Origin of the sequence: Halomonas sp. SpR1 (assembly GCF_031010175.1) — a bacterium.
GTDB lineage: Bacteria > Pseudomonadota > Gammaproteobacteria > Pseudomonadales > Halomonadaceae > Vreelandella.
Genome location: NZ_JAUAMB010000004.1, coordinates 127,926 through 140,102 on the forward strand (window position 1 = coordinate 127,926; position 12,177 = coordinate 140,102).

The 12,177-nt window shown below is 59.4% G+C and carries 9 protein-coding genes and 1 pseudogene; 4 read left to right on the plus strand and 6 right to left on the minus strand.

What is annotated here, in order from left to right:
- Nucleotides 1-13: 13 nt before the first annotated feature.
- The 4 genes from QT231_RS04880 to QT231_RS04895 form a co-directional block, all read right to left on the minus strand.
- The gene (locus tag QT231_RS04880) at nt 14-1,651 is read right to left on the minus strand and encodes an altronate dehydratase family protein (protein WP_308335798.1); all 1,638 of its coding nucleotides are present in this window, start codon (nt 1,649-1,651) and stop codon (nt 14-16) included.
- A 46-nt stretch (nt 1,652-1,697) separates the two neighbouring features.
- On the minus strand, nt 1,698-2,549 hold the full coding sequence (locus QT231_RS04885) for a fumarylacetoacetate hydrolase family protein (RefSeq protein WP_308335799.1): 852 nt from the start codon (nt 2,547-2,549) through the stop codon (nt 1,698-1,700).
- Nucleotides 2,550-2,573: 24 nt separating this feature from the next.
- Complete coding sequence (locus QT231_RS04890) at nt 2,574-3,323, minus strand: SDR family oxidoreductase (RefSeq protein WP_308335800.1); 750 nt, start codon at nt 3,321-3,323, stop codon at nt 2,574-2,576.
- 272 nt (nt 3,324-3,595) lie between these two features.
- The gene (locus QT231_RS04895; protein ID WP_308335801.1) at nt 3,596-4,672 is read right to left on the minus strand and encodes a TRAP transporter substrate-binding protein; all 1,077 of its coding nucleotides are present in this window, start codon (nt 4,670-4,672) and stop codon (nt 3,596-3,598) included.
- Nucleotides 4,673-5,001: 329 nt separating this feature from the next.
- Here QT231_RS04895 and QT231_RS04900 point away from each other — a divergent pair, with 329 nt between their 5' ends.
- The 4 genes and pseudogenes from QT231_RS04900 (at nt 5,002) to QT231_RS04915 (ending at nt 9,539) form a co-directional block, all read left to right on the plus strand.
- On the plus strand, nt 5,002-6,804 hold the full coding sequence (locus QT231_RS04900) for an IlvD/Edd family dehydratase (protein WP_308335802.1): 1,803 nt from the start codon (nt 5,002-5,004) through the stop codon (nt 6,802-6,804).
- A gap of 16 nt (nt 6,805-6,820) precedes the next feature.
- Nucleotides 6,821-7,763: pseudogene (locus QT231_RS04905) on the plus strand (DMT family transporter).
- A 31-nt stretch (nt 7,764-7,794) separates the two neighbouring features.
- Nucleotides 7,795-8,565 carry an FCD domain-containing protein gene (locus QT231_RS04910; protein WP_308335803.1) on the plus strand — a complete coding sequence of 257 codons (771 nt, stop codon included), beginning with the start codon at nt 7,795-7,797 and terminating at the stop codon, nt 8,563-8,565.
- A 35-nt stretch (nt 8,566-8,600) separates the two neighbouring features.
- Entirely contained in the window at nt 8,601-9,539 is a 939-nt protein-coding gene (locus QT231_RS04915) for a Gfo/Idh/MocA family oxidoreductase (protein ID WP_308335804.1), read from the plus strand.
- Nucleotides 9,540-9,558: 19 nt separating this feature from the next.
- Here QT231_RS04915 and QT231_RS04920 read toward each other — a convergent pair whose 3' ends face one another.
- Nucleotides 9,559-11,133, minus strand: a complete 1,575-nt coding sequence (locus QT231_RS04920) for an aldehyde dehydrogenase (NADP(+)) (RefSeq protein WP_308335805.1) — start codon at nt 11,131-11,133, stop codon at nt 9,559-9,561.
- Between the two features lie 46 nt (nt 11,134-11,179).
- Nucleotides 11,180-12,166 (minus strand): AraD1 family protein, encoded by a 987-nt coding sequence (araD1, locus tag QT231_RS04925; RefSeq protein ID WP_308335806.1) that lies wholly within the window; start codon nt 12,164-12,166, stop codon nt 11,180-11,182.
- Nucleotides 12,167-12,177 lie beyond the last annotated feature (11 nt).

The following is a 12,177-nucleotide window of genomic DNA, read 5'->3' on the forward strand; positions in this document are numbered from 1 at the left end:
GCTCCTTATGCGACTACAATGATACGCCTCGCTTCCAGGGAATGAAGTCGTACTGAGCAAGCGACACCGCCCGCGGCCGGTAACGTCCAGATGCTGTTTCAATGCACATCTCAAGCAGACGATCGGCCAATTCGCCGATCGCCACCTCGCCACGAATGATAGGCCCGGCATCGAAGTCGATGACGTCGCTCATACGCGTGGCAAGCGTCGTGTTGCTGGCGATTTTGAGCACCGGCGTGACCGGGTTACCGGTCGGCGTGCCAAGTCCCGTGGTGAACATGATCAGGTTGGCGCCGGAACCGGCCAGCGCAGTGGTTGATTCCACGTCATTGCCCGGCGTGCAGAGCAGGCTAAGGCCCGCGCGTGTTTGTGGTTCGGTGTAGTCGAGCACGTCGACCACCGGGCTATCACCGCCTTTTTTTGCCGCGCCAGCGGATTTCATGGCATCCGTGATCAGACCGTCGCGGATATTGCCAGGTGATGGGTTCATTGAGAAATCGGCGCCGACCAAGGCCGCATGCCGCTGATAAGCCGCCATCAGTTCGCTAAACCGCTCGGCTACTGCATCGTCACTGCAGCGGGCGATTAGTTCGTGCTCCACGCCACACAGTTCCGGGAACTCGCTGAGGATACCGCTGCCGCCCAGCGCTACCAAGCGGTCGATCACCGCTCCGACCAGTGGGTTAGCGGAAAGCCCGGAAAAACCATCCGAGCCGCCGCACTCCACGCCAATGCTGAGTTTTGACAGCGATGCCGGAGTGCGCTCGACCTGGTTGGCGGTGGCTAGGCCATCGAAAATGGTGGTAAGCGATTCGCGTATCAGTGCGGTTTCACTCTGACTGGCTTGCTGCTCAAGGTAGTGTACCGGGCGCAGGCTTTGTGGGTCGCGGGCCTGAACCGCTGCTTTGATCATCTCGATCTGCGCCTTTTGGCAGCCCAGACTGAGTACCGTAGCGCCGGCGACGTTGGGGTGGCAGATATACCCGGCGAGTAACTGGCAGAGTGCCTGGGCGTCGCCATCTGTACCGCCGCAGCCGAGGGTGTGGGTCAGAAAGCGCACCCCATCGACATTCGGAAACAGGCGCTCGCGGGGCGGCGGCGAGGGCTCGCCCGCATTGCCATGCAGTAGCTGCCGGGCCAACTGTTTGTACTCACGGAAGGGGTCTTCACCCAGCGCGTCGGCGACGCACTGGCGTAGCACCTCAATATTGCGGTTCTCGCAGAATACCAGCGGAACGACCAGCCATACGTTAGCGGTACCGACCTTCCCATCCGGACGATGATAGCCATCGAAGGTGGCGCCCTGAAAATGCCCGACGTCAGGCGCCTGCCAGCTACCGCGCTTGGCTTGAGGTACCGTGCTGGCGGTGCTGTGCTCGGTATTGCCCGTAGTGATGGCCGCCCCTTGAGCGATAGGACGGGTAGCGCGACCCACAGCGACGCCATACATGATCACAGTGTCGCCAGGCTCAAGGGCCGTCAGCGCGAACTTGTGCTTATGGCGAATCGCCTCAGTGAGCGTGATGCGCTGTCCGTTGTCGGTGACATCAGTGCCAGCGGGCAAATCCTTCAGGGCGACGCAAACATTGTCGGCGGCGTGCACACGTAGTGTGTCCAACTGTCCGCGGTCACTGGCAATGGTCTGGCTCATGGCAAGGCTCCGGGTATGAGTTGTCGGGGTATCTCGGTCGCCTGGTTCAGCGCTGCTGGTCGGCAACGACGGTTTGATGTTGCTCGCCGAGCCCTTCGATGCCGAGCCGCATGCGCTGGCCGGGCTTGAGATAAACCGGCGGCTGTTGACCCATACCGACACCAGGAGGTGTGCCGGTAGAGATCACATCGCCCGGCTGCAGGCTCATGAAACGGCTTAGGTAGCTGATCAGAAACGGCACTTGATAGACCATGGTGCGGGTGTTGCCATCCTGGTAGCGCTTGCCATCCACGTCGAGCCACATGTGGAGCTGATGAGGGTCTGCCACCTCGTCGGGAGTGACGAGCCACGGGCCCAGGGGACCGAAGGTATCGCAGCCCTTGCCTTTGTCCCAGGTGCCGCTACGTTCGAGCTGAAAGGCGCGCTCGGAGACATCGTTAACCACACAGAAACCGGCGACGTGCTGCATGGCGTCGGCTTCGTCGATGTAGCGTCCGGCTTTGCCGATCACCACGCCAAGCTCTACCTCCCAATCGGTTTTCTCGGAATCGCGGGGAATGATCACTTCGTCATTCGGGCCGCAGATGGCGCTGGTCCATTTATTGAAGACCACCGGCTCCGGGGGAACCTGCGCACCGGTCTCGGCGGCGTGGTCGGAGTAGTTCAAGCCAATACAGATGAATTTGCCCACATTAGCAACGCAGGGGCCAATGCGCGTATCGGCGGTTATCTCAGGCAGGCTAGTGGCATCCAGAGCAGCAAGGCCTTCGAGGGTGCGGCGATCAAGAGAATCTCCGGACAGGTCGTTGATATGGGCCGACAGGTCGCGGATAACCCCATTGGCATCCAGCAAGCCGGGTTTTTCATGGCCGCGGGGGCCGAAGCGTAATAGTTTCATCGATCGGTTCCTTGGTTTACGTGATCAGATCAGCCAGCCACCGTCGATAATCTGGGCGGTGCCGGTGGTGTAGGCGGACTCATCGGCAGCGAGATAAGTGGCAAGGGCGGCAATTTCTTCCGGGCTGCCCAGACGCCCCTGAGGCTGCCTGGCGATGAATTCGGCGTAGACATCATCTTCTTTTCGTCCCTGCCGCCTGGCTTGTTCGCCAATGCGTTGGCGCAGCGAGGGTGAGTCCACTGTGCCGGGGCAGATAGCATTGCAGCGAATTCCCTGGCCGATATAGTCGGCGGCCACCGACTTGGTTAAGCCGAGCACAGCGGCCTTGGTGGTGCCGTAGGCGCAGCGGTTGGGCACGCCTTTGAGGCTAGAGGCCACCGAGGCCATGTTGATAATGCTGCCGCAGCCACTATCGAGCATGGCAGGTAGGAAGGCGCGAATCATGCGCATCATTGCCATCACGTTTAGTGATAAGGAGAGTTCCCAGTCATCATCGCTGCCCTCCAGCAGCGAGCCGTTGGCCACGTAGCCAGCGCAGTTGAAGAGGATATCGATGGCGCCTAGCTCGGCGGCTAGACCCTGTATAGCGGCCTCATCCAGTACATCGAGTCGACGCGTGGTAATGCCCGGGACGTTGGCCAGTTCGGCAAGAGTTTGAGCGTTGATGTCGGTGGCAATGACCTGCGCGCCTTCGGCGGCGAAGTGTAGTGCTGTGGCCCTGCCAATTCCTTGGCCTGCGGCGGTAATTAAAGCCGTCTTCTCTTTAAGTCGCATGGCGGTTCCCGGTGTGATTGTTGTTGATCCGGTACTGTTGTCGATCCGATGATGATCGCTTGCTGGCTGCCAGCTCGATAACGAAAAGTCATATGGTATGACAGGATGCTAGCATGACGTTTGTGTGAGTATGGCCTAGTTACCGGCCGTTGCCAATATTCTGTGAGGCTTCAGGAATGCAAAAGGGACAGCCGTAGCTGTCCCCGTTAGTGCTTTTGACTATTTGCTTTTAAGCGGTGGTTGAAAGGGGGAGGCCCCAACGTTGTAAGGGTTTACTCCGTCATTGAGGATTCAGCTATGCGCTGAAACTCGGCCACTAGATCTTCACCAATACGCGGTGCCCACTCATCGTAAACCGGCTGTACGGCTTCCTGAAAAGCGGCAATCTGCTCGTCATCAAGGCGGGTGATTTGCATACCGCGCTCTTCAAGCTGATCCCGTGCCCAGTCGTCGTACTCGCTGGAAAGCTGGATTTCGTAATCGGCTGCCTGTAGCGCGGCTTCCTGAATTAGCTCCTGATATTCAGGGTCGAGGCGATCCCAGGTACGCTGAGAGATCATCTTGATGAAGGGGGTGTAGACGTGGCGGGTTTCGGAGCCGTAGTCCTGCACTTCATGGAAGTTTGAGGTCAGGATGGTGCTCCAGGGGTTTTCCTGGCCATCGACAACGCCCTGCTCCATGGCGGAAAACAGCTCACCAAAAGCCATGGGGGTCGGGTTGGCGCCCAGGGCCTCCCATATAGCCAAATGTACCGGGTTCTCCATGGTACGAATCGTTAGACCACTCACGTCCAAACCCGCGACGTCTTCAGGAGAGGCGACTTCCCGAACGCTATTGGAGAGCTGGCGGAAGCCGTTTTCTGAGAACGCCAGGGCTTTCAGGCCGGTGCCATCGAAGGCGTCGAGCATCTCCTGGGCGGCATCACTTCGCATCGCCTCGATCGCTGCTTCCCGGGTGGGAAGCAAGAAAGGGAGGTCGAAAACCGCCAGCTCCTCAACGTAGCCGGTAGCAGGGGAAGACGATGGGTAAGTCATATCCAGCGTACCGGTTTGCAGCATTTCCATCATCTGTACGTCATCGCCAAGCTGACTGTTGGGGAAGATGTTGACGGTGATGCGTCCTTCACTGCGTTGGTCAAGAATATCCGCGAAGTACTGGCTGGAGATGTATTGAGGCGAGCTTTCCGCCAGGCCAAGCCCCATGCGCAGGGTGACGCTGCCGTGGTCACCCACGGTACCGCCATCAATCTCGGGCGGGTCGGAAAGGTCGGGGGTTTGTGCGTAAGCCATGCCTGAGCTGAGCAGCGTGGCGCCGGTCAATAATAGGGTGCGTTTCCATAGATGGTGCATAGTCGTCACTCTCCTGGCGTGCTGCAGGTCGCTCCGCTAAGGGCGTCTTCTAAGTGAGCTGCAGCGTGATTAATTGTTGTTGTATGTCAGCGGTACTCACGTATAGCGATGTAAGCGCCGCAACCCTTAGGTGAATGTCTAACGTTTTCCATATATGTTCAACATATACTTTTGTATGTGTCGACGCCGAAGGGAAGAAAGCGTACCTTCATGGCGACTCTTCCCTATATTTAAGGGATCTTACTTAATCGATTATGTTGGTGGGGCGGTTGAGTGCCTAAAGCGCGCCGACTGACTTTTTATATTTACTTTAGGCGTGGAGAGACACCATGGCCAATTTTCAACGTATAACACCTGAGCAGTTGCGTTCACGTTACTGGTTCGATAACCCCGACCATCCCGGCACCACGGCGCTGTGCATCGAGCGCTACCTTAATTACGGTATGACCCTGGATGAGCTGACCAGCGGTAAGCCGATTATTGGTATTTGTCAGTCAGGTTCTGATTTAACCCCGTGCAATCGCCACCATATCGACCTGGTTAAACGGGTGAAAGACGGTATTCGCGCTGCGGGCGGGGTGCCGTTCGAGTTCCCCATGCACCCTATTCACGAAAATGTGCGGCGGCCCACCGCTGCGCTGGATCGTAATCTTGCTTACTTAGGCATCGTGGAAGTGCTGCATGGCTACCCGTTAGACGGCGTGGTGCTGACCACCGGCTGCGATAAAACCACGCCCGCGGCGCTAATGGCGGCGGCAACGGTGAATATTCCCGCTATTGTGCTGTCCGGTGGGCCAATGCTGAACGGCTGGCGCGGTGCCGAGCGGGTAGGTTCAGGGACGATCATCTGGGAGCTGCGCAAACGCCTGGCGGCGGGGGATATCGACTACGCGGAGTTCCTCTCACGTGCTAGCGACTCGGCTCCCTCGATTGGCCACTGTAATACCATGGGCACCGCTTCCACCATGAACTCCATGGCCGAAGCGCTGGGTATGAGCCTGCCCGGCTCGGCGGTGATCCCCGCGCCTTATAAAGAGCGGGCCATGGTGGCCTACGACACCGGTACGAGGATTGTTGATATGGTCTGGGAAGACCTGCGCCCGTTGGATATTCTGACACGGGAAGCGTTTGAAAACGCCATCGTGGCGTGTTCGGCGTTGGGCGGTTCTTCAAACGCGCCGGTGCACATTAATGCCATAGCTCGTCATGCGGGCATTGAACTGGATAACGATGATTGGCAGCGGCTGGGCCATGAGATTCCGCTGCTGGCCAACGTGATGCCTGCCGGTGCCTTTTTGTGCGAAGAGTTTTACCGCGCCGGTGGCGTGCCCGCGATTCTCCATGAGCTACACAGCGCAGGTAAGCTGCACGGCGATGCACTGACGGTCAATGGCCGCTCAATAGGCGACAACCTTCAGGGCCGCGAAACCCAGGATATCGATGTGATTTGTCGCTACGCCGACCCGCTTGTCGAGCACGCAGGCTTCCTCAATCTCAAGGGCAATCTATTCGACTCAGCGCTGATGAAAACCAGCGTGATCTCGCGGGACTTCCGTGAACGCTTCCTGAATGATCCTAACGACCCCGAGGCCTTCGAGGGCAAGGTGGTGGTATTCGATGGCTCCGAAGATTATCACGCCCGTATTGATGACCCGGCGCTCAACATCGACGCGCGCACTATTCTGGTAATGCGCGGCGCTGGCCCGGTAGGCCACCCTGGTGGTGCTGAAGTGGTCAATATGCAGCCGCCGGAGGCGCTGATCAAACAGGGTATCGAGTCGCTGCCCTGCCTGGGCGATGGCCGCCAGTCGGGTACTTCCGGTTCGCCGTCGATTCTTAATGCCTCCCCGGAAGCGGCTACCGGTGGTGGCTTGGCGCTGCTGGAGAGCGGCGACCGGCTGCGGGTCGATCTCAAACGCGGCGAAGTACAGCTGCTGATTGACGACAGTGAACTGGCAGCGCGCCGCGCGCGTCTGGAACAGCAGGGCGGCTACCGCTACCCGGGCCACCAGACGCCCTGGCAGGAAATTCAACGCAGTATGGTCGAGCCGTTGGATCGCGGTATGACATTGGAACCCGCCTCCAAGTACCGTGATGTGGCCCGCCAGCATCCGCCCAGGGATAACCATTAAAGGGGCAAACATTAAAATGAGCCGTTGGAGCACCTTGTCTCATCGCCAGCAGGGCCTGCTGTTGACCGCGGGTGGTGCGATCATCATGGCGCCGGATGCCCTGCTGATCAAAGTTGCCGACCTGCCCGATGCCGAGATTTTAATGTGGCGTGGCTTTCTTTCGGGATTAGGTTTTCTATTGATCGCCCTGATGCGCTATGGCCGGGGCACTTTAGCGGCCTACCGTCGCTGCGGCTGGACGGGCATCGCAGTGGCGCTACTGTTCAGCCTGACGACCTGCGGTTTTGTGCTGGGCAACCAGTACACGAAAGCGGGCAACGTGCTGATGATACTGGCCAGTTCGCCGCTTATCGCTGCCGTGCTTTCCTGGATCATCCTCAAGGAGCGCCTGCCCAGGCGCACTTGGCTGGCGATAGTGCTGTGTATGGCGGGTGTCGCCATGATTGCCCTCGATGACGCGGGCGCAGGTTCTTGGATCGGCAACGCTTTCGCCTTGATGGCGGCGACCACCCTGGCGATCAATTTCACCCTTTGCCGCACACGCCCAGGGGTGGATATGAGCCCTATGCTGGTATTCAACGGCCTTATTGTGGGTAGTACTGCGGGATTGTTTTGGCTGGCGGGTAGCGAACCGAGCCTGCCCGCAGCTAACCAACTTGCCGTGGTGATCCTGCTCTGTCTGATTATTGTGCCCTGCGGCGTGACGCTACTGCAGCGTGGGCCACTCTATCTGCCCTCCGCCGAAGTGGGCCTGCTGATACTGCTTGAAGTGGTGATAGGCACGCTGCTGGCCTGGTGGATTCTGGCCGAACAGCCAGCCAATGGCTATGGTTGGCGGCGTTCTGGTGCTGGGCACACTGGGTGCTAAAGGCCTCTATGAACGGCGGCTGGAACTGAGACAGCGGGCGGGGCTCGATGCTACGCCGTCAGTAACAGTCGACCGGTCAAGTACGGTATGATTGACAGGAATTAAAATAGGGTCTTATCGCAGTGACGTCATCTCCCAGTAAGCCAGTAGCTCGCCCCAGTATTGCGGAACATCTCGCCCAGGAGATCTTTGGTGGGCGTTACCACCCCGGTGATCTAGTACCCCGTGAAATGGATCTATGCGAACGCTTTGCGATCAATCGCTCAGCGGTGCGTAGCGATCTTCGTCAACTGGTCGATGCGGGGATTATTGAGCGGATTTCCGGTCATGGTTCCAAGGTGCGCGAATACTCCGAGTGGCATATTCTCGACGCCCAGGTGACCGACTGGTTGACCCGCTATGCGGCCCCCAATCCGGATATTCAGCGCGAGATTCTCGCATTCCGTCTGGACGTTGAACCCTATGTGGCGATGACCGCCGCCAAGCGTGCCAAGGCACGGGATCTGGTCGCTATCGAGGAGGCCTTCGAGGGGCTGGGGCAGAATCTTCGCAATGCTACCTGTGAAGAGGAGCGGCGCCTGCACAGCGAGTGTGATGTCGCCTTTCACGAGGCGATCTTCAAGGCGACCCACAATATTGTCTGGGCGCAGCTATCGCATATCCTGCGGCCCTCCATCTTTATGCTGGTTTCCATGTCCAACGAAAATGCCGTGGATCCTGAAGAGAGCCTGGAGCGCCACCGCCAACTGATGGAGAGCATCCGCCTGCGCCGCCCCCGTGACGCATTTTTAGCTTCCCAAGCAGTGTTGGCAGGTACCGCCGCGGCGCTAGGGCTTGAGCACAGCGTTAATTCATTAGGGCTCAGCGTTGAGCTGCCCCATACCGCTCCCTAATTCCTATTTTCAATGGCAAATACAAAGGCAAGCGTATGTCTGATTCCAACTCTGGCTTTAAACTCGGCCTGGTAGGCGTGGGCAAAATTGTCCGCGACCAGCACCTCCCGGCGATAGCCGCTACCCCGAACTGCCAACTGATCGCCACGGCGGATCCTTATGCGTCGCTACCTGATGTGCCGGGTTACCAAGGTCTGGAAGCGATGCTTGATGCTCATCCAGATATCGACGCCGTCGCGATCTGCACGCCAACCCACCTGCGTTACTCCCAGGCGCGGGCAGCGCTTCTGCGCGGCAAGCACGTGCTGCTGGAAAAGCCTCCGGGGGCGACGCTAAGCGAAGTAGAGGATTTGATTGCCACCGCTTCCAGGCAGGGCGTTAGCCTGTTTGCCGCCTGGCATTCGCGGTTTGCTCCCGGCGTGGCCCAGGCCCAGGAGTGGTTAGCCGAACGCCAGGTGCAGCGGGTGGAGATCGAGTGGAAGGAAGACGTGCGGGTATGGCATCCAGGTCAGGCGTGGATCTGGGAGCCCGGTGGCATGGGCGTATTTGATCCGGGTATTAACGCGCTGTCGATTGCCACCGCTATTTTGCCGCAGCCATTTTTCCTGCAAGAAGCACGCCTGCAGGTACCTAGTAACGCGCAAGCCCCCATTGCAGCGGATCTCACTTTTACTGACCCCGAAGGCGCGTCAATTAAAGCAGCGTTTGATTTTCGCCAGAGCGGCCCGCCTACCTGGGATATGCATATCGACAGCGATGGAAGTCGCCTGAGCCTTACCCAGGGCGGCTGTCGTTTATTGATTGACGACGACGTTCTGATCGACGCTGAAGAGCGCGAATATCAAGGTCTCTACGCGCGTTTTGGCGAGTTGATCGCAAAAAAACGCAGCGAGGTGGATGTTGCCCCGCTGCGCCAGGTCGCCGATGCGTTTCTATACGGTCATCGTGAAACCACCGACGCCTTTATCGAGTAACGTCTCAAGTGACGCTCGTTTATTCACGCTTGCCATCGACCAAACGGGATACCCCATAGGGGTTACCGTCGCGGATCGCTTCGGGCAATAATCCTTCCGGCAGCGCCTGGTAGCACACTGGGCGCAGGAAGCGGAAAATCGCCGCGCTGCCCACCGAGGTCGTGCGGGAGTCCGATGTCGCCGGATAAGGCCCGCCGTGTACCATGGCGTGGCACACTTCTACACCGGTTGGCCAGCCATTGGCCAGAATCCGCCCCGCCTTGCGCTCCAGGGTGGGCAGCAGTTGCTTGGCGGTCTCCAGGTCGCCGTCATCCATCTGTAGCGTAATGGTGAGCTGACCTTCGAGCTGGGCGGCGACCTTCGCCACTTCCTGGGTGTCAGCACAGGCAATCACCAATGAAGTCGAACCAAACACCTCTTCCTGGAGGGCGGGTTCGTTGAGGAACGCCTCGGCCTGGGTAACGAACAGCCCCGCTTGGCAAGGGTTCGCCGTCTCGCCTGCCTGGCCACGAGCCACTTCGGTGACCTTGGCGTGGTTGGCGAGTCGATCAACGCCCTGCTGGTAGGCGTCGTGAATGCCCGGTGTGAGCATGGTTTGGGCGGCGCTGCCTTTGACCCCTTCACCGGCCGCTTCAACAAAGGCGTCCAGCTCTGGGCCCTGAACCGCAATCACCAGCCCTGGGTTGGTGCAGAACTGCCCGGCGCCCATATTGAGCGAGCCAACAAACCCTTCGGCGATAGCTTTGCCGCGCGCTTTGAGCGCTTCCGGCAGCAGAAATACTGGGTTGATGGAGCTCATCTCGGCGTAAACTGGGATCGGCTGCGGCCGCGCTTGGGCGGTGGCCATTAGCGCCGTGCCGCCGCCGCGTGAACCGGTAAAGCCCACTGCCTGGATGCGCGGGTCGGCGACCAGCGCCTGGCCGATCTCTTTGCCCGAACCAAACAGCAGTGAGAAAACGCCTTCAGGCAGGTTGCACTTGGCAACGGCGCGCTGAATGGCGCGTCCCACCAGCTCGGAAGTGCCGGGGTGGGCAGAGTGACCCTTGACCACGACCGGGCAACCCGCGGCCAGCGCCGAAGCGGTATCGCCACCGGCCACGCTGAAGGCCAGCGGGAAGTTACTGGCGCCAAACACCGCTATCGGGCCCAGGCCGATATGCCGCTGGCGCAGGTCGACACGCGGCATCGGTTCGCGATCGGGTAGTGCGGGATCAATGCGCACATCAAGCCACTCGCCGGCCCGTACCACGTTGGCGAACAAGCGTAGCTGGCCGCAGGTGCGGCCTCGTTCGCCCTGTAGGCGAGCTTCGGGGAGGCCGGTTTCGGCGACCCCTCGCTCGGTTAGCTCTTCGCCGATTGCCTCGATCTCGCTGGCGATGGTTTCCAGGAACACGGCCCGGTCTTCAAGCGAGGTTTCGCGGTAAGTGGCGTACGCTGCTTCGGCAAGTTCACACGCTTGCTCGACTTCCGCTTTGCCGCCGCCAGGGTAGACGGGAGCCAATGTCTCGCCAGTGGCGGGATTGACGGCTTGAATGTCCGCCTGTTTACCGCTGATGGCCTGCTGGCCAATAAGTAGTTTGCCTTCCAGAGTCATACAACCTCCTGTGGGTGGTAAAAGTTCAAGTGTAAAAATTCAGGTGTTAAAGCGCTTTCACGCTGATGGCCGGTGCGTCTGCTTCCACCCGTAGCGGGTTGCGCAGGGCGCGGCCAAATTCATGGATGTTGATCTCAAAGCGATCGCCTTCGCGCACCTTAATGCCGTCGGCGAAGCTCAGTGTTGCGGTGCCGAAAAAGTGCACATGCACATCGCCGGGTCGGCGGAAGCCTTCGTATTTAAAGTGGTGATACTCCAGATTAGCCAAGCTGTGGGCCATATTGGCCTCGCCGGTTAAAAAGGGTTTCTCCCACACTGTTTCGCCACTGCGCTGGATACGGCTGGTGCCCTCCAAATGGGCTGGCAGTTCGCCGATCAATAGCTCGGGCCCAAAGCTGCAGGCGCGTAGCTTGGAGTGGGCCAGCCACAGGTAGTTGAAGCGCTCGGTGACGTGGTCAGAGAACTCGTTACCCAAAGCATAGCCGACTCGCCAGGGTTGGCCATCGTTGCCGATTACATAAAGGCCTGCCAGCTCGGGCTCCTCGCCCGCATCTTCAGCAAAGGCGGGAGAGGGAATCGCTGCTTCCGGTGCTACCACGCACTGGCCATCGCCCTTGTAGAACCACTCCGGCTGAGCACCAAGCTGGCCTGCGTCGGGTTTGCCGCCTTCCACGCCCAGCTTGAACATGCGCATTGAATCGGTCATATCCTCTTCAGCAGCTTGAGCTTTTGCGTGCATCGCCGAGCGGGTATCGGCACTGCCCAGATGAGTAAGGCCAGTGCCGGTCACCAGGCAGTGCGCCGGGTCGGTATGCGTCAGCGGTGGCAGCAGGCGCTTATCGTCGACCAGCGCTTGGTAATCAAGGCGGGTGTCGGTTAGCGCTTCCGTCACTATCTCGCTGAGCGGCTTACCGGCTCTAATCGCCCGGTTGGCCAGGGTGTAGGTATCACCGTCGAGCAGTCTGACCCGCTCTTCGCTCTCGACCAGCGCGGCGCGAACCTGGCCCTGGTGGTCACACTGAATTAATCGCATGGCGTTCTCCT

Coding starts and splice junctions, on each gene's coding strand:
- QT231_RS04880 (WP_308335798.1), bottom strand. CDS start 1,651: ATGAGCCAGACCATTGCCAGTGACCGCGGACAGTTGGACACACTACGT.
- QT231_RS04885 (WP_308335799.1), bottom strand. CDS start 2,549: ATGAAACTATTACGCTTCGGCCCCCGCGGCCATGAAAAACCCGGCTTG.
- QT231_RS04890 (WP_308335800.1), bottom strand. CDS start 3,323: ATGCGACTTAAAGAGAAGACGGCTTTAATTACCGCCGCAGGCCAAGGA.
- QT231_RS04895 (WP_308335801.1), bottom strand. CDS start 4,672: ATGCACCATCTATGGAAACGCACCCTATTATTGACCGGCGCCACGCTG.
- QT231_RS04900 (WP_308335802.1), top strand. CDS start 5,002: ATGGCCAATTTTCAACGTATAACACCTGAGCAGTTGCGTTCACGTTAC.
- QT231_RS04915 (WP_308335804.1), top strand. CDS start 8,601: ATGTCTGATTCCAACTCTGGCTTTAAACTCGGCCTGGTAGGCGTGGGC.
- QT231_RS04920 (WP_308335805.1), bottom strand. CDS start 11,133: ATGACTCTGGAAGGCAAACTACTTATTGGCCAGCAGGCCATCAGCGGT.
- araD1 (WP_308335806.1), bottom strand. CDS start 12,166: ATGCGATTAATTCAGTGTGACCACCAGGGCCAGGTTCGCGCCGCGCTG.